The sequence below is a fragment of the Agromyces archimandritae genome (genome assembly GCF_018024495.1).
In the GTDB taxonomy this organism is placed as follows: Bacteria; Actinomycetota; Actinomycetes; order Actinomycetales; family Microbacteriaceae; genus Agromyces; species Agromyces archimandritae.
This window is the reverse complement of record NZ_CP071696.1, coordinates 596,526-612,378: the sequence shown is the minus strand read 5'-3', so window position 1 is coordinate 612,378 and position 15,853 is coordinate 596,526. Positions and strand designations below refer to the sequence as shown.

Annotated in this window: 16 protein-coding genes; 10 read left to right on the top strand and 6 right to left on the bottom strand. The window is 72.7% G+C overall.

From position 1 onward, the window contains the following. Positions 1-101: 101 nt before the first annotated feature. Both G127AT_RS02940 and G127AT_RS02935 read left to right on the top strand, forming a co-directional pair. Positions 102-1,379 carry a glycosyltransferase family 87 protein gene (locus G127AT_RS02940; RefSeq protein ID WP_210899595.1) on the top strand — a complete coding sequence of 426 codons (1,278 nt, stop codon included), beginning with the start codon at positions 102-104 and terminating at the stop codon, positions 1,377-1,379. A 38-nt stretch (positions 1,380-1,417) separates the two neighbouring features. Next, complete coding sequence (locus tag G127AT_RS02935; protein WP_210899593.1) at positions 1,418-1,723, top strand: thiamine-binding protein; 306 nt, start codon at positions 1,418-1,420, stop codon at positions 1,721-1,723. 173 nt (positions 1,724-1,896) lie between these two features. Here G127AT_RS02935 and G127AT_RS02930 read toward each other — a convergent pair whose 3' ends face one another. The 6 genes from G127AT_RS02930 to G127AT_RS02905 form a co-directional block, all read right to left on the bottom strand. Then, the gene (locus G127AT_RS02930) at positions 1,897-2,547 is read right to left on the bottom strand and encodes a response regulator transcription factor (protein ID WP_210899591.1); all 651 of its coding nucleotides are present in this window, start codon (positions 2,545-2,547) and stop codon (positions 1,897-1,899) included. Beyond that, the gene (locus G127AT_RS02925; RefSeq protein WP_210899589.1) at positions 2,544-3,809 is read right to left on the bottom strand and encodes a hypothetical protein; all 1,266 of its coding nucleotides are present in this window, start codon (positions 3,807-3,809) and stop codon (positions 2,544-2,546) included. The genes G127AT_RS02930 and G127AT_RS02925 overlap by 4 nt, the downstream gene beginning before the upstream one ends. Then, positions 3,806-4,966: a sensor histidine kinase gene (locus G127AT_RS02920; protein ID WP_210899587.1), complete on the bottom strand. Its 1,161-nt coding sequence runs from the start codon at positions 4,964-4,966 to the stop codon at positions 3,806-3,808. The genes G127AT_RS02925 and G127AT_RS02920 overlap by 4 nt, the downstream gene beginning before the upstream one ends. Before the next feature lie 103 nt (positions 4,967-5,069). Further along, positions 5,070-6,284 carry a homoserine O-acetyltransferase MetX gene (gene metX, locus G127AT_RS02915; RefSeq protein ID WP_210899585.1) on the bottom strand — a complete coding sequence of 405 codons (1,215 nt, stop codon included), beginning with the start codon at positions 6,282-6,284 and terminating at the stop codon, positions 5,070-5,072. Between the two features lie 64 nt (positions 6,285-6,348). Continuing rightward, on the bottom strand, positions 6,349-7,674 hold the full coding sequence (locus tag G127AT_RS02910) for a bifunctional o-acetylhomoserine/o-acetylserine sulfhydrylase (protein WP_210899583.1): 1,326 nt from the start codon (positions 7,672-7,674) through the stop codon (positions 6,349-6,351). Positions 7,675-7,779: 105 nt separating this feature from the next. Continuing rightward, positions 7,780-8,937 carry an acyltransferase family protein gene (locus G127AT_RS02905; protein WP_210899581.1) on the bottom strand — a complete coding sequence of 386 codons (1,158 nt, stop codon included), beginning with the start codon at positions 8,935-8,937 and terminating at the stop codon, positions 7,780-7,782. A gap of 65 nt (positions 8,938-9,002) precedes the next feature. On the opposite strand from G127AT_RS02905, the gene G127AT_RS02900 reads away from it, so the two are divergent. The 8 genes from G127AT_RS02900 to G127AT_RS02865 all read left to right on the top strand — a co-directional run bounded on the left by G127AT_RS02900 (position 9,003) and on the right by G127AT_RS02865 (position 15,853). Then, the gene (locus G127AT_RS02900; RefSeq protein ID WP_210899579.1) at positions 9,003-9,779 is read left to right on the top strand and encodes an SDR family oxidoreductase; all 777 of its coding nucleotides are present in this window, start codon (positions 9,003-9,005) and stop codon (positions 9,777-9,779) included. A gap of 17 nt (positions 9,780-9,796) precedes the next feature. After that, the gene (locus G127AT_RS02895) at positions 9,797-10,498 is read left to right on the top strand and encodes a potassium channel family protein (protein WP_210899577.1); all 702 of its coding nucleotides are present in this window, start codon (positions 9,797-9,799) and stop codon (positions 10,496-10,498) included. A gap of 282 nt (positions 10,499-10,780) precedes the next feature. After that, positions 10,781-11,305, top strand: a complete 525-nt coding sequence (locus G127AT_RS02890; RefSeq protein ID WP_210899575.1) for a phosphoribosyltransferase — start codon at positions 10,781-10,783, stop codon at positions 11,303-11,305. Beyond that, entirely contained in the window at positions 11,302-12,030 is a 729-nt protein-coding gene (locus G127AT_RS02885; RefSeq protein ID WP_210899573.1) for a Type 1 glutamine amidotransferase-like domain-containing protein, read from the top strand. The genes G127AT_RS02890 and G127AT_RS02885 overlap by 4 nt, the downstream gene beginning before the upstream one ends. 51 nt (positions 12,031-12,081) lie before the next feature. Further along, positions 12,082-12,762 carry a uracil-DNA glycosylase gene (locus tag G127AT_RS02880; protein WP_210899572.1) on the top strand — a complete coding sequence of 227 codons (681 nt, stop codon included), beginning with the start codon at positions 12,082-12,084 and terminating at the stop codon, positions 12,760-12,762. A gap of 66 nt (positions 12,763-12,828) precedes the next feature. Beyond that, positions 12,829-13,407, top strand: coding sequence for a GNAT family N-acetyltransferase (locus tag G127AT_RS02875; RefSeq protein WP_210899570.1), 579 nt, complete (start codon positions 12,829-12,831; stop codon positions 13,405-13,407). Between the two features lie 38 nt (positions 13,408-13,445). Then, positions 13,446-14,873 carry an amidase gene (locus G127AT_RS02870; protein ID WP_210899568.1) on the top strand — a complete coding sequence of 476 codons (1,428 nt, stop codon included), beginning with the start codon at positions 13,446-13,448 and terminating at the stop codon, positions 14,871-14,873. Positions 14,874-14,917: 44 nt separating this feature from the next. Further along, on the top strand, positions 14,918-15,853 hold the full coding sequence (locus G127AT_RS02865) for a siderophore-interacting protein (protein ID WP_210899566.1): 936 nt from the start codon (positions 14,918-14,920) through the stop codon (positions 15,851-15,853).

Genomic DNA, 15,853 nt, shown 5'->3' with positions numbered 1-15,853 from the left:
GCTCCGCATCGCCACGATGGCGGAATATGACCCGGCGCGTCGCCCGGGCGCCGCGGCGCCGTTCGCGGATCGGGCCCGCCGGAGCCGATATGCTCTCATCCATGTCGGTCGGAGGCACGCGCAGCGGCCGCGGGCGCCTCGGCCGGGCGATGAGCACGGCCGCCGCGCTGTGGATCGGGTTCGCGACCGTGCACGCGGGCCTGGCGGCGCTGAACCTCTTCGCCCCCGGGTACCCGCTCGGCGACGTCACCGGCGTGTACTTCGTCTGGGCCGAGAACGCCGCCCACGACTGGGTGCGGATGGGCATCGACGAGCCCTGGGTCTACCCGATCCTCGCCTTCGCCCCGATGGCCGCATCCCTCGCCCTCGGCCCCGAGCTCTACGCCTGGACGTGGCTCGGCATCGTCATCGCCCTCGACGCGGCCGTCTTCGCCGTGCTGCTCGGCCGCGGTGCCCGCAGCCGCCCGCGTCGCATCGCCGCCTGGTGGTGGCTCGCCTTCCTCGCCGCGCTCGGGCCGATCGCCCTCGGCCGCATCGACGCGATCACGGTGCCCTTCGCGATCGCCGGCCTGCTGTGGGCGGCCGGGCGGCCGCGCGTGGCCGCGGCCCTCATCACGATCGCCACCTGGGTCAAGGTGTGGCCGGCCGCGCTCGGCCTCGCGCTCGTGACGGCGTCCCGCAAACGCGGGGAGGTCGTGATGGTCGCCCTCGCCCTGTCGGCCGGGATCGTCGGCGTGAGCCTCCTGGCCGGCAGCGAACTGAACGTCTTCGGCTTCATCGGCGAGCAGACCGTCCGCGGCCTGCAGGTCGAGGCGCCCCTGGCCGTGCCCTGGCTGTGGGCGATCGCCCTGGGCGACACGGCCAGCCGCATCTCCTACGACCACGACATCCTCACGTTCCAGATCGACGGGCCGGGCGTGGAGATCGCATGGATCACGACGCCGCTCATGATCGCCGGGGTGCTCGCCTTCCTCGTGCTCGGCATCCGGGCCGTGCGCCGCGGCGCCGCCTTCGGCCGGGTGCTGCCGCCGCTCGCGCTCGGCTTCGTCGCCTGGCTCATGCTCGCCAACAAGGTCGGCTCGCCGCAGTTCGTCACCTGGCTGGCGGCGCCGATCGTCCTCGGCCTGGTGTACCGGCCGCACCGTTTCGTGCTGCCGGCGAGCCTCGCGCTCGCCGTTGCGGCGTTCACGCACGTCATCTACCCGTACCTCTACGGCTGGCTGCTGGTCGCCGACCCCGGGTTCGTGTTCCTGCTGACGGCCAAGCACGCCCTGGTCGCCGTCATCGCCGTATGGTGCGGGACGCGGTTGTGGCAGGCTGGGCGGCGGCGGCCGGTGGATGCCGCCCTCGCCGACACCCGCGGCCGCATCGCCGCCTGACGGCTCGTCGCCCGCACCTCCGAGGAAAGGACCCGCCCATGCTCGTCGCCTTCTCCGTCGCCCCGTCCGGAACCGGGCGCGCCGACGGATCCGTGCACGACGCCGTCGCCGCCGCGGTGCGGATCGTGCGCGAGTCGGGCCTGCCCAACCGCACGACGTCGATGTTCACCGAGATCGAAGGCGAGTGGGACGAGGTGATGGACGTCGTGCGACGCGCGACCGAGGCCGTGATGCCCTACGGATCGCGCGTCTCGCTCGTGCTGAAGGCCGACATCCGCCCCGGCTACTCCGGTGAGCTCGACGGCAAGATCGAACGCCTCGAGCAGGCGATCGAGCGCGACTGAACGCCCTCCGCCGGTCGAGGTGCGAGCGTCAGCGAGCGTATCGAGACCCTCCACACGTTGCAGGCACCGGGTCTCGATACGGCGCTGACGCGCCTACTCGACCGACGGGCGGCCTCCGCCGGTCGAGGTGCGAGCGTCAGCGAGCGTATCGAGACCCCGCTTGAGCGGGGGCCTCAGTCGGTCTGCAGGATGATGCCGTCGAGGATGGCGCGCTTGCGGAGGGCGACCTTCGTGCCGACGTCGAAGCCGTGCACCTTGTACTTCTCGCGGATGCGCTTCAGGTAGCTCTTCGCGGTCTCCTCGCTGATGCCGAGTTCGAACGCGACGCCCTTGACGGACTGGCCGTTGCCGTAGAGGGCCATGACGCGGCGCTCCTGTGCCGAGAGCTTCGGCGCGCCGGTCTCGTCGACGAGACGGCCCGCGAGCTCGGGGGTGAGGTAGGTGCCGCCGGCCTCGGCGATGCGGATCGCCTCGGCGATCTGCTCGACGGGTTCGGTCTTGACGATGTAGCCGAGCGCGCCGGCCGCCATGGCCTCGCGCACCACCGCCGGCTCGGAGTAGGTGCTCATGAGCACGGTGCGGACCCCGGCGGTCTTCAGCGTCGACAGCTTCAGCGAGATCGGGATGTCGTCCTTCAGGTCGAGGTCGAGCAGCACGACATCCGCCGGGAAGGCGGGGTCGGCCAGCAGCTCCGACCACGACGGCACGGCGCACACCACGCGGAGGTCCTTCGCACCGGTGCGGAGCCACTCGCTCAGGGCGCCCAGGAGGATCCGGTGGTCGTCGACGACGGCGAGTCGGATGGGCGGTCGGGATGGTGTCATTGGATTCCCCTTGTCTCTCGAGGAACGGTGCGCGGGGACGCGCCGTCGGCAGGTTCGCCCACGGTGATCCGACAGGCGATGTCGATGCGGATGCTTTCGGCGTCGACACGCAGTTCGTGCGGTCCGACACTACCGATGGCATCCCAAGTCGCCGCATCGAGGCGACGCTTCAACTGACTCGGTGCCCGAATTGTGACATTCACGACCGGGCCAGGGGTGTTTTCATCCCCCGTTTGCGGGACATCCGCGCCGAGGGCGAGCTCGACGGGGCCGGCCGCCTGCCGCGGCAGATCTCCGACGATGAGCCAGACCGCCTGCAGCAGGGCGTCGCGCGCGGCCGGGGCGAGCCGGCCCGCGTCCCCGCGCGGATCGACCACCCGCACCGCCCCGGTGAGGAACTCGCTCTCGGCGACCGCATGCTTCAGCCACGTGTCGGTGCGCCCCTCGATGAGGCGCACCCGAAGGGCCGCGGCGAGGGACGCGGCCTCCTCGGCCGTCTCGGGGGCCAATGGCAGCGTCAGCCGGCCCGAGGCGACGCCCTCGAGCAGGGTCTCCGCCTCGAAGTCGAGCGAGGCGAGCTCCTCCGAGGCCCGCATGCCGACCGCCTGGCGGTTCGTGGCGACGGTGCTCTGCACGATCGAGAGGTCCAGCTGCTGCTCCACCATGCGGCGGAAGCCGCCGGAGGCGACGGCCGCGAGGACGACGGGCAGGGCGCCGCTGCCGGCGATCGCGATGAGCCGGGCCGAGGCGTGCGCCGCATCCGGCGACGATGCGAGGCAGACGCCGGCGAGCACCGCCGCGAAGACCAGCGCGCACGCCGCCGGCGCCCGGCGCGCGACGAGCCAGGTGAACGGGGCGAGCAGGGCGATCGCCGCAGGCGCCGCCGTCGGCGTCACCCCGGCGCCGGCCTGCCCGTGCGTGGCCACGAGGTCGAGGGCGACCACGACCGCCGCGAGGGCTGCGGCGAAGCCGAACAGCAGCCGCGGCGTCCGGCCCGAACCGAGCCTGAGGGCCGCGGCGATGCCTCCGGCGCCGAGCGCGAGCACGAGCCAGGCGAGCCACGGCATCCGCCCGCCCGGAAAGTACGGCAGCGCGATGACGAGCCGCACGAGATGCCACAGCACGAGCACGCACACCACGAGCGCCGTGCCGCCGGCCAGCCGCACCCCGCCCGGATCGGAGCGGGCCACGCGCATCACCCGCTCACTCGGCTCGGGGCGGCGGAAGCCGCGCTCGGCGGCGGAGATCGACGTGCCGTTCACGGTTTCGGCACCTCCAGCATCACGGTCGTGCCCGATCCCGGGGAGGAGAAGACGCGCGCCCGGCCTCCGACGTGCTCGAGGCGGCCGACGACGGACTCGGCGAAGCCCAGGCGTTCGGCGGCGACGCCGGCCGAATCGAAACCGACGCCCTCGTCGGTGACCATGGCGCGCACCGTCCGGTCGTCGTCGCTGATCGTGACGTCGGCCCGGCTCGCTCCCGAGTGCCGGCGGACGTTCTCGAGGCACTCGCCGAGCGCCCCGACGAGGGCGTCGAGGGTCTCGCGGGGCAGCACGAGGCGGCGGGCGCCGTGCCAGCTCACATCCAGGCCCATGCGGCCGAAGCGCTGCCGCACGAGCTCGAAGGTCTGCCCGAGGATGTCGCCGGCCTCGGCCTCGGGGGAGAACAGGGCGGCGGAGGGCTGGCCGAGCGGCGCGCCGAGGCGGAGCTGCCGCAGCAGCCGGGCATCCTCGTCGGCCTGCTGGCGGAGGGTGTCGGCGCGGACGCCCACGCCCGAATGGGCGAGGAGGCTGAGGGTGGCCAGGACGGTGTCGTGCAGCACGCGCGCATCCTGGCGGAACTGCGCCTCCCGCTCGCTCGCCTGCCGTTCGGCGCGGTGCGCGCGCCCGATCTCGGCGGCGCGGTCGGCGGCCCGGCGGCCCGCGGCCTCCAGCAGAGCCCCCGCGAGAGCGAACGCCGCCCAGCCCGCCGCGATCGCGACGACGACCCCCGTGACCGGGCGGCCCGCGAAGACGGGGGCGGCGGCTGCGGCGAGCACGGCCGCCGCGAGCCAGGCGACCGGGGCGACGCCCCGGCGTACGACGAGCGGCAGCGCGACCGAGGCCGCAGTGAGGCCGCCGGAGACGACGATCGCCGTCGCCGCATCCGGCGTCCGGTGCGGCCCGGCGAAACCGACGGCGAGGATGAGCGCGGCCGAGGCGATCACCGTCAGCACGGGCTCGGCGCCCGCGCCGCGCATGGCGAACCTGGTGAGGAGCACGGCCTGCCCCATCGACAGCACGACGCAGACGAGGGCCGCGAGCTGCGGCATGCCGCCCGGTGCGAAGGCGCATGCCGCCGTGGCGATCGCGCCCGTGCCGCCGGCGATGCCCGCCAGGCGACGGAGGAGCCGATCGCGCTCCTTGAGCACTCGTTTCATGTTCAGCCAGTCGTTCGGGTCGCACGAAGCGACGCCGGCGACATGTCACACGATAGCGCGAAGTCGAGCATGCCTCGGACCCTCGAACAGGGGCCGTGGCATGTCACGCAGCGAGCAGGGCACCGAGCGCGGCGCCGACCGCCTCGTCCTCGATGAGGAACGCGTCATGGCCGAACGGCGAATCCACCACCACCGGCTCCGGACCGTGCACGCTGCCGCGCAGTCGGCGGGCGATGCGACGCTGCCCGTCGAGCGGGAAATACCGGTCGGTGTCGACGCCCAGCACGAGGCTCTTGGCCCCGATCGCATCGAGCGCTGCATCCACCCCGCCCCGGCCCCGGCCGAGATCATGCGAGTTCATCGCCTCGGTCAGCACGAGATAGCTGTTCGCGTCGAAACGGCGCGTGAAGCGGTTGCCGTGGAAGTCGAGGTACGACTCGACGGCGAAGCGGCCGCCGCCCAAGGGATCCAGCTCCGACTGCCACTGCCTGGCGAAGCGCTCGTCGAGCTCGCCGGCCGTGCGGTAGTTCAGCATCGCCATGCGGCGGGCGAGCGCAAGGCCCCGGTGCGGGCCGTCGCCGTCGGCCGCGTCGTAATACTCGCCGCCGCGGAAGCCCGGGTCGAGCCGCACGGCCTCGAGCTGCACCGAGTTCCGGGCGATCTGATCGGCCGTCGTCTCGGCCGGGGCGGCGAGGACCGCGATCCGCTCCACGCGATCCGGATGCGTCACCGCCCACTCGAGCACGTGCATCCCGCCCATCGAGCCGCCGACGACCGCGGCGAACCGGCGGATGCCGAGGGCCTCCGCCAGGCGCGCCTGCGCGGCGACCTGGTCGCGGATCGTGACGGCCGGGAAACGGGAGCCCCACTCGAGCCCGTCGGGAGCGAGCGAGGCCGGCCCCGTCGAGCCCTGGCACCCGCCGAGGACGTTCGGTGCCAGCACGAACCAGCGATCCGTGTCGACCGCCCGGCCCGGGCCGACCAAGCCGTTCCACCAGCCCGTGCTCGCCTGCCCGGGGCCGGGGACCCCGCTCACGTGGGCGTCGCCGGTGAGGGCGTGCAGCACGAGGATCGCATTGTCGCCGGCCGGTGAGAGCGTGCCGAACTGCTCGTAGGCGAGGCGAACGGCCGGCAGGCTCCGACCCGATTCGAGGTCGAGCCGCCCGAGGTCGGCGAAGCGGCGCTCGCCGACCGGGTCGCCCTCGCGCCACGCTCCCGTCGCCGGTGCCCGGCCGGGCAGGGCGCCTGCCTCCATCGGCACGGGGCCCGCGGGCACCGTGGCACCGGGCGCCGTGTCGGCCGTGGTCTGCCAGTCCATGGATGCGATTCTGCCGTGCGCGGCTGCGCGCCGCCCGATTGTTACGGGCGGCGCGCGCGGGTGGTCAGACGGCCGCCGCCTGCACGGCCGCGCGGGCCGCGGAGAGCCCGAGCTCCAGATCGGCCTTCAGATCGTCGACGTTCTCGATGCCGACCGACAGTCGCACGAGGCCCGGCGTCACGCCGGCAGTGAGCTGCTGCTCGGGCGTCAGCTGCGAATGCGTCGTCGACGCCGGGTGGATGACGAGCGAGCGCACATCGCCGATGTTCGCCAGGTGGCTGAAGAGCTTCAGGTTGTCGACGAAGGCGCGGCCGGCATCCACACCCCCCTTCAGCTCGAAGGAGAGCACGGCGCCGACGCCCTTCGGCGCGACCTCGTTCGCGATCGCGTACCACGGGCTCGTCGGCAGGCCCGAGTAGTTCACGCTCGCCACATCGGGGTGGTCGTCGAGCCACTCGGCGATGAGCTGCGCGTTCTGCACGTGCCGCTCGATGCGGAGCGAGAGGGTCTCGATGCCCTGCAGCAGCTGCCAGGCCGAGTTCGGCGAGATCGCCGAGCCGAGGTCGCGCAGCAGCTGCACGCGCGCCTTGATGATGTACGCAAGGCCATCGCCGACCGCGGCCGTGTAGCTCGCGCCGTGGTAGCTCGGGTCGGGTTCGGTGAGGCCGGGGAACTTCTCGACGTTCTCCGACCACGCGAAGCGCCCGCCGTCGACGATCGCCCCGCCGACGACGGTGCCGTGGCCGCCCAGGAACTTCGTCGCCGAGTGGATGACGATGTCGGCGCCGTGCTCGAATGGGCGGATGAGGTAGGGGGTCGCGATCGTGTTGTCGACGATGAGCGGGATGCCCGCCTCGTGCGCGACATCGGCGACGAGGCGGATGTCGAGCACGTTGATCTTCGGGTTGCCGACGGTCTCGGCGAACAGCAGCTTCGTGTTCGGGCGGATCGCGCGGCGCCACTCCTCGGCGTCGTCCTGGTTCTCGACGAAGGTCGTCTCGATGCCGAGCTTGCCGAGCGTGTACTTGAAGAGGTTGTACGTGCCGCCGTAGATCGACGAGGAGGACACGATGTGGTCGCCGGCCTCGGCGATGTTCAGCACCGCGAAGGTCTCGGCGGCCTGGCCGCTGGCCACCAGCAGCGCACCGGTGCCGCCCTCGAGGGCGGCGATGCGCTGCTCGACGACGTCCTGCGTCGGGTTCTGGATGCGCGTGTAGATGTTGCCGAACTCGGCGAGGGCGAAGAGGTTCTTCGCGTGCTCGGCGTTGTCGAAGACGTACGAGGTCGTCTGGTAGATCGGGGTGGCCCGCGCCTTCGTGACGGGGTCGGGCGCGGCGCCCGAGTGCACCTGCTTGGTCTCGAAACGCCAGTCGGCGCTGTGCTCGCTCATGTGGGCCTCCTTCGCGGTCGCGCCGGCTGCGGGCGCGTTCCGATCACGGTAGACACGGCATCCATGCAGGGCAATGGATGCCGACACACGACGTAACCGCCGGCGCTACGGGCGTTCTCGGGGCTCCGGGCCGGACGCATCCGCACCCGGGGCATCCGGCGCCGCCGACGGCGGATCCTTCTGCTCGTCGAAGGGCAGCACGAGCGTGCCCGTCGCCGTCGTCGGCTCGGGGCGGAACAGCCAGCGCGCCCGCGGCTCCACCAGCGGGCGGAACACGCGCCGGACGGGCCGGAGCGACAGCACGATCGACACGCCGATGCAGAAGACCACCATCGCCGGCAGCACCCAGAACGGCATCGGCCCCTCGAGCACCGGGGTCTCCCGCAACGGGTACAGCACGAAGGAGTGCAGCAGGTAGATGTACAGCGTCGCCGAACCGAAGCCCGTGAACCAGTGCTTGCCGCGCGGCATCAGGGTGAGGAACGCGCACGCCAGCACGAGCCCGAGCACGAGCAGGGCGAGGCGGATGAGCCCCGACCACGGCTCGTCGTAGCCGAGGGCGACATAGGCGTCGTCGAAGAGCATGAAACTGCGCAGCTTCACATCCCGCCACGTCTCGACGACCAGGACGGCCGCCGCGAGCACCGCCCCGAACAGGGCGATCGCCCCCGCCCGCCACCGCCACGCGATCGACTCGGGCAGCTCGAGCCAGCGGCCCGTGAACCGCGACTGCCGCAGCTTCCAGCCGAACACGAAGAACGGCAGCATGCCGAAGGTGCGGGTCAGCGCGAGCGTCGAGTCGACCGTCTCGGCGTACCCTGCGCCCACCGAGATCACGATCGAGATGAGGAACGGCCAGCGCAGCAGCACCAGGTAGGGCAGCACGATCCGCCAGATCGCGAGCGCGATGAGGAACCAGAGGGTCCACGACGGCTTCGTGAAATCGAGCGGCACCGGTTCGCCCTGCAACCACTTCACCACCGTCCAGATGGTCTGGAAGATGAAGTACGGGAACACCACATCGGTGAGGCTGCGGCGCAGCGACCTCGCCGTCGGCGGCCCCGACTTCGCGAAGTACCCCGACACCGTCACGAAGACGGCGACGTGGAACGAATAGATGAAGAGGTAGAAGCTGTAGGCCGCGTCGTCCTCGGCGATGAGCGGCAGGATGCCGTGGCCGACGACCACGAGGACGATCGCGATCCACCTGGCGTTGTCCCACAGGGGGACCCGTCTCTTCTGGCCCGCCCTCGTGTGTTGCATCACCCCATTCAAGCAAACGGGGCACGCCGGCCGCGAAGGCGGGCCCGGCACGGCATGATGGTGGCATGGTCAAGCGTGCAGTGGTGACGGGTGCGAGTTCTGGGATCGGGGCGGCGACGGTGCGCGCCCTGCGCGAAGCGGGTTGGGACGTCGTCGGCGTCGCCCGCCGCGAGGATCGTCTCCGCGAACTCGCCGACGAGACCGGTGCCTCCTTCTTCGTCGCCGACCTCACGAAGCAGGAGGACGTGGATGCGTTGCGCGACCATCTTGCGGCGACGGGCGGCATCCACACCCTCGTGAACAACGCAGGCGGCGCGAAGGGCATGGACAGCGTCGAGGCCGGCTCGGTCGAGGACTGGCAGTGGATGTTCGACGTCAACGTCATCGCCGTCAAGCGCGTCGTGACCGCGATGCTGCCGCTGCTGCGGGCCGCGGCCGCCGAGACCGGCGAGGGCGTCGACATCGTGAACGTGACCTCGACGGCCGGGCACGTCGCCTACCCGGGCGGCGGCGGCTACAACGCCGCCAAGCACGCCGCGCACGCCCTCACCGAGGTGCTGCGCCTCGAACTGAACGGCGAACCGATCCGCGTCATCGAGATCGCCCCCGGGATGGTCCGCACCGACGAGTTCGCACTCGTGCGCTTCGGCGGCGACCGGGCGAAGGCCGACGCCGTCTACCAGGGCGTCACGCATCCGCTCGAGGCCGGCGACATCGCCGCGATCATCCGCGACGCGCTGCTGAAGCCGTGGTGGGTGGATCAGGACCTCATCGTCGTGAAGCCGGTCGCGCAGTCCGCGCAGCACCTCGTGGCGCGCGGGCCGCTGAAGCCGGCCGAATAGGGGCACGAGGGGGAACGATGTCCGGGGGGACGAACGGCGGTACGGCCGCGACCGAGCGGGTCGCCGCCGTGCGCCGGGAACGCTGGGAGCGGGCTGTTTCGGGCTGGCTCGTGGCCGCCGGCCTCGTCTTCATCGTCGCCTACTCCGTGTGGGTGCTCGCGCCCGCCCTGCCCGATCCGCTGCGTCGTCTGCTGCTCGCCCTCATCGCGATCACCTGGGCCGCCTTCGCCGTCGACGTCGTCGTGCGCATCGTGCTGACACCGGCCGGCGGCCGCTGGCGCTTCGCGTTCACGCATCCCGTCGACGTGCTCTCGGTCGTGTTCCCCGTGTTCCGCGCGTTCCGCGTGATCGCCCTCATCGACCGGGTCGCGTTCTTCCGGCAGCGGGACGGGGCCGCCGTGCGCTCGCGGATCGTGGCGCTCGCCGGATGCTACGCGCTCGTGTTCGTCTACTTCATCTCGCTCACGACGCTCGAAGCCGAACGCGAGGTGCCGGGGGCGACGATCACGACCTTCGGCGATGCCGTGTGGTGGGCGTTCGTGACGATCGCCACCGTCGGCTACGGCGACACCTACCCGGTGACGCCGCTCGGCCGGGTCGCCGGCGTCGCGCTCATGATGGGCGGAGTGGCGATCGTCGGCACGGCGTCGGCGACGATCCTCTCGTTCATCGACGAACGGATCGGCCGGCGCAGGCCGCGGCCCCCGTCGGTCGAGTAGCGCCGAAGGCGCGTATCGAGACCTTCACGCTGCAGGCGCCGGGTCTCGATACGGCGCTGACGCGCCACCTCGACCGACGGGCGGTCATCCCCGCCGGTCGAGTAGCGCCGAAGGCGCGTATCGAGACCTTCACGCTGCAGGCGCAGGGTCTCGATACGGCGCTGACGCGCCACCTCGACCGACGGGCGGTCATCCCCGCCGGTCGAGTAGCGCCGAAGGCGCGTATCGAGACCCCTCGCCGGCGCGGCGGAATCGCTGCTCGCGGACGATTATCCTTGTCGGATGACGTTCGATGCCGATGACTCCGCAAGCCAGACGGGCGCCGAGGTGCGCCGCGAGATCCTCGAGTGGTCCGATTTCGCCGACGCCTCGCGCAGCCTCGCCGAGGACGTGCTGCGGAGCGGCTTCCGCCCCGATGTCGTGATCGCCATCGCCCGCGGCGGGCTGCTGCTGGCCGGCGGCATCTCCTACGCGCTCGGCACCAAGGCGTGCGGCTCGATCAACGTCGAGTTCTACACGGGCATCGACGAGCGCCTGCCGGAGCCCGTGCTGCACCCGCCGATGCTCGACGTGCCGGCGGTGCAGGGCAAGCGCGTGCTGCTCGTCGACGACGTCTCCGACTCGGGTCGCACGCTCGCGAAGGTCGTCGCCCTCCTCGAGGAGGCCGGCGCCGAGGTCCGCACGGCGACCCTGTACGCGAAGTCGCACACGGTGCTCGAGCCCGACTTCACCTTCCGCCACACGGACGACTGGATCGTCTTCCCGTGGTCGGCCCTTCCGCCCGTCGACGTGCCCGCCGCCTCGTGAGCGTCCACCTCGTCGGCGGCGGGCTGAGCGAGACGCCGAACGGCGCCGCGTATGCGGCGTTCCTCGCCGAGGCGGGGTCGCGTGCGGCATCCGCCGGGCGTGTGGATGCCGCGGGCCGGCCGTTCCCGCGCATCGCCGTCATCGCGGTCCGCGCCGACGGGGCCGAGCATGCGGCCAGGCTCGTCGCCGAGACCGCTGCCGCCTTCGATCCGGTCGTGACCGTCGTCGCCGAGGGCGCCGAAGTGCCCGCCGCCGCGATCGCCGACGTCGACGGGATCCTCGTCGGCGGCGGGCTCACCCCCGCCTACCGGCTCGCGCTCGAACCGCGCTTCGGCGAGATCCGCCGGCAGGTCGCCGCCGGCATCCCGTATCTCGGGTTCTCGGCCGGGGCCGCGATCGCCGCGGAACGCGCCCTCGTCGGCGGGTGGCGCGTCGGCGGCGTGGCCGTCGCCCCCGAAGAGGCGGCCGAGGACCTCGACGAGCTCACCGTGGAGGGCGGCATCGGCCTCGTCGACGTCGCCATCGACGTGCACGCGGCCCAGTGGGGCACCCTGTCGCGGCTCATCGCGGCCGTCGAGGCCGGCATCGTCGACGGCGGCCTCGCGATCGACGAGCACACCGCCCTCATCGTCGGCGAGGGCGGCCTCGGGGTCGCCGGTGCCGGGAGCGTCTGGCGGGTGCTGCCCGACGAGCACGGCGTGCTCGTCTCGACGATCGGAGCGTGAGGTGGCGGCCGTGCCCACCCGGCGGTTCCGCCCGGACGACGGAGGCGTGACATGCCGATGACGCTGCCCGAGCTCGGCGAGGCCGGGCTCATCGACCCCGGCTGGGCCGCCGCACTGGAGCCCGTCGCCGTCGACATCGCGCGCATGGGCGACTTCCTGCGTACCGAACGAGAGTATTTGCCCGCGGAGGATCTCGTGTTCAGCGCCTTCCGCGCTCCGCTCGAAGACGTGCGGGTGCTCATCGTCGGGCAGGACCCGTACCCCACACCCGGGCATCCCATCGGCCTGTCGTTCGCCGTCGACCCTCACGTGCGGCCCATCCCACCCAGCCTTGCCAACATCTACCGCGAACTGCACGACGACCTCGGCATCCCGCCCGTGCCGCACGGCGACCTCACGGCCTGGACCGAGTCGGGCGTGATGCTCCTGAACCGGGCGCTCACCGTGCGGCCGGGTGCCCCGGCATCCCACCGCCGCAAAGGCTGGGAGGCGGTCACCGAGCACGCCATCCGCACCCTCGCCGCCCGCGGCACGCCCCTCGTCGCGATCCTCTGGGGCCGCGACGCCGCGAATCTGAAACCGCTGCTCGGCGACGTGCCCGCGATCGAGTCCGCCCACCCGAGCCCGCGCTCGGCGTCGCGCGGCTTCTTCGGCTCGCGCCCCTTCAGCCGCGCGAACGAGCTCCTCACCGCCGCCGGCGGCGACCCCGTCGACTGGCGGTTGCCGGGGTAGCGGCCCCGCGGCATCCACACCCGAAAACGTCACACGGCGGCAACATGCGGCGCGTAGCCTTGGCGCATGCTCGAGGAGGAATACCAGCAGCGGCGGTCGCTGCCCAGGCACCTGCGCAAGGCGGAGCCGGCGGAGGCGCCCTTCGAGTACACGCTGCGGGATGCGCGCGCGGCCGATCTGCCGGCGGTGCGGGAGATCTACAACCACTACGTCGCGAACTCGATGGTCACTTTCGACGAGGAGCCGATGACGCTTCGCGCGTGGAAGACGAAGTTCGCGTATCTCGACCGGCTCGGGATGCCGTTCATCGTCGCCGAGTCGCCGTCGGGGCAGCTGCTCGGCTATGCGCTCGTGTCGCCGTGGAAGCAGAAGCGCGCCTACCGGTTCACGGTCGAGAACTCGATCTACCTGGGGCCGGCGGCGACCGGCAAGGGCCTCGGGCGGGCGTTGTTCGCCGAGCTCATCGAACGGGCGCGGGCGGCGGGGCTGAAGGAGATGATCGCCGTCATCGCCGATCAGGGGGCCGAGGCGTCGATGAAGCTGCACCGGGACTTCGGCTTCGAGGAGATCGGGCGGATGGGCCGGGTCGGCTTCAAGTTCGACCGCTGGCTCGGCACGGTGCTGATGCAGAAGTCGTTGAAGTAGGCGGCGCGGGCGTCGGCGGCAGGTCGTAGGCTCGCCGCATGAGCGAGCTGCACGACCTCACCGCCCTCGAACTGCACGGCGCGCTGCAGCGCGGCGAAACCTCCCCGGTCGACGTCGCCGGGCATTTCCTGGCTCGCACCGAACGGCTGAATCCGGTGTACGGCGCCTTCGCGACGGTGACGCCCGAGCTCGCCCTCGAGCGGGCCCGTGAGGTCGAGCGGATGCCGAAAGCGCTGCCGCTGTGGGGCATGCCCCTCGGCGACAAGGACCTGAACGACCGGGCGGGCGTGCCGTCGGGGTACGGTTCGCGGGCGAGCGCGGGGTTCGTGCCCGAGGTCTCCGACGACCTCGTGCGGGCGGTGGATGCCGCCGGCGCGGTCTCCCTCGGCAAGACGGCGACGCCCGAGTTCGGGCAGCCCTGCTACACGGAGACGCGCGTGGGGCCTCCGGCGCGCGACCCCTGGGATGCGTCGCGAGGAGCGGGCGGGTCGAGCGGGGGAGCGGCGGCGGCCGTCGCTGCCGGGATGCTGCCGTTCGCGCCCGGCTCCGACGGCGGCGGATCCATCCGCATTCCCGCGGCCAGCTGCGGGCTCGTGGGGGTGAAGCCGTCGCGCGGGCGTGTGCCGGCCGGCTCGGGGCTCGGTTCGCCGGGCGGGCTCGTCGTGGCCGGCCCGCTCGCGCACACGGCGGCGGATGCCGCGCTGCTGCTCGACGGGCTCATCGCCCCCGGCGGGTATCCGGCGCGGCATCCGTATGCGGTGCGGGCTCCGGGCGGCGACGGCCCGTTCCTGGGGGCGGCGATCCGCGGCGAGGGGCGCTTCCAGCTGGGCGTCTGCACGGCAAGCCCGTGGGACGACGTCGCCGACATCCGCCTCGAACCGGAGGCGCGCGCGGGCCTCGACGCGGCCGTCCGCGCCGCCGTGGCCGCCGGGCACGGCATGGAGGAACTCGCGCCCGCCCCCGAACCCGGCTACGCGGAGGCGTTCATCGCGCTGTGGCAGGGGAGCGCGGCGGCGATCCCGGTCGACGGCGAACGGCTCGGCCTCCTCGAGCCCCTCACCCGGTGGCTGCTCGAGACCGGCCGCGCCCGGCCGGTGCGGCGCTTCGCCGAGGCGCAGGCGTGGCTCGCCGGCTTCGAGCGGCGCACGATCGAACGCTTCGCCCCGTACGATGCGGTGCTCACGCCGGCGCTCGCGTCCCTGCCGCCGGCGGTCGGCTCGTGGGATCTCGAGGACGGCGCCCGCAACTTCGCCCAGCAGGTGCGGTTCACCCCGTACACCTCCTTCGTGAACGTCTGCGGGCTGCCGGCGATCACGCTGCCGACGGCGTTCACCGAGTCCGGGCATCCGGTCGGCGTGCAGCTCATCGGCCGGCCCGGCGGCGAGGCGACCCTGTTCGCGATCGCCGCACAGCTCGAGCGGCGCCTCGGGGTCGCGGGGCGGCGGGCGCCGGCTCTCGCGGAGTGAATCCGCGCTCGACGGCGCGCCGCGCCGTATGCAACACTTAGGTAATGCTTACCTCAGCCGCGCAGGTGAAGACCCGCACCGCAACCCGACCGGCCTACCGGGGCTTCCGCGCCTCGATCGTGCGCGCCGAGCAGCTGAGCCCGTCGTTCCGCCGCATCACCTTCGGCGGCCCCGAACTCGCCGACTTCGGCACCGCCGGCCTCGACCAGCGGGTGAAGGTCGTGCTGCCGCACCCGGAGCGCGGCTTCGCCGACTTCCCGACCGGTGAGGACTGGTATTACGCCTGGCGTCAGCTGCCGGTCGTGCGCCGCAACGTGTTCCGCACCTACACGGTGCGGGCGGTGCGCCCCGAACTCCACGAGGTCGACATCGACTTCGTCTGCCACGGCGACACGGGCCCCGCCTCGGCGTGGGCGATCCGCGCCGAAGCCGGCGACGAGGTCGTCCTCGTCGGCCCCGATGAGCAGAGCGAGGGCCGCACCCTCGGCATCGACTGGCGGCCCGGCGACGTCGACCGCATGCTCCTCGTCGCCGATGAGACGGCCGTGCCCGCGGCATCCGCGATCATCGAGGCCCTGCCCGCCGACGCACGCGGCGCCGTCTTCCTCGAGGTGCCGGCCGGCGACGACCGCCTCGAGCTGCGGGCGCCGGCCGGCATCCGCGTCGAGTGGATCCCGCGCCGCGCCGGGCAGGTCCACGGCGACGGGCTGCTGCCCGCCGTGCGCGGCTGGCTCGGCCTCGAAGGGGGCCCGGCCGTTGCGGGCGCGCCCGCGGCATCCACCGCCGAACCCGCCGACGAAGGCGTGTTCTGGGAGGTGCCGGAAGGCACGAGCGCCGACGGCCCCCTCTACGCGTGGATGGCCGGGGAGGCCTCCGCGATCAAGGCCCTGCGGCGCATGCTCGTGCAGGAGGCCGGCATCGACCGCCGCCAGGTCGCGTTCATGGGCTACTGGCGGCGCGGCAAGTCCGAACTCGACTGA

What these genes read in the sequence shown, in the direction of transcription:
- G127AT_RS02865 (WP_210899566.1), top strand. Translation starts at nt 14,918, where the DNA reads ATGCTTACCTCAGCCGCGCAGGTGAAGACCCGCACCGCAACCCGACCG.
- G127AT_RS02920 (WP_210899587.1), bottom strand. Translation starts at nt 4,966, where the DNA reads ATGAAACGAGTGCTCAAGGAGCGCGATCGGCTCCTCCGTCGCCTGGCG.
- G127AT_RS02890 (WP_210899575.1), top strand. Translation starts at nt 10,781, where the DNA reads ATGACGTTCGATGCCGATGACTCCGCAAGCCAGACGGGCGCCGAGGTG.
- metX (WP_210899585.1), bottom strand. Translation starts at nt 6,284, where the DNA reads ATGGACTGGCAGACCACGGCCGACACGGCGCCCGGTGCCACGGTGCCC.
- G127AT_RS02895 (WP_210899577.1), top strand. Translation starts at nt 9,797, where the DNA reads ATGTCCGGGGGGACGAACGGCGGTACGGCCGCGACCGAGCGGGTCGCC.
- G127AT_RS02880 (WP_210899572.1), top strand. Translation starts at nt 12,082, where the DNA reads ATGCCGATGACGCTGCCCGAGCTCGGCGAGGCCGGGCTCATCGACCCC.
- G127AT_RS02905 (WP_210899581.1), bottom strand. Translation starts at nt 8,937, where the DNA reads ATGCAACACACGAGGGCGGGCCAGAAGAGACGGGTCCCCCTGTGGGAC.
- G127AT_RS02900 (WP_210899579.1), top strand. Translation starts at nt 9,003, where the DNA reads ATGGTCAAGCGTGCAGTGGTGACGGGTGCGAGTTCTGGGATCGGGGCG.
- G127AT_RS02940 (WP_210899595.1), top strand. Translation starts at nt 102, where the DNA reads ATGTCGGTCGGAGGCACGCGCAGCGGCCGCGGGCGCCTCGGCCGGGCG.
- G127AT_RS02875 (WP_210899570.1), top strand. Translation starts at nt 12,829, where the DNA reads ATGCTCGAGGAGGAATACCAGCAGCGGCGGTCGCTGCCCAGGCACCTG.
- G127AT_RS02870 (WP_210899568.1), top strand. Translation starts at nt 13,446, where the DNA reads ATGAGCGAGCTGCACGACCTCACCGCCCTCGAACTGCACGGCGCGCTG.
- G127AT_RS02930 (WP_210899591.1), bottom strand. Translation starts at nt 2,547, where the DNA reads ATGACACCATCCCGACCGCCCATCCGACTCGCCGTCGTCGACGACCAC.
- G127AT_RS02935 (WP_210899593.1), top strand. Translation starts at nt 1,418, where the DNA reads ATGCTCGTCGCCTTCTCCGTCGCCCCGTCCGGAACCGGGCGCGCCGAC.
- G127AT_RS02910 (WP_210899583.1), bottom strand. Translation starts at nt 7,674, where the DNA reads ATGAGCGAGCACAGCGCCGACTGGCGTTTCGAGACCAAGCAGGTGCAC.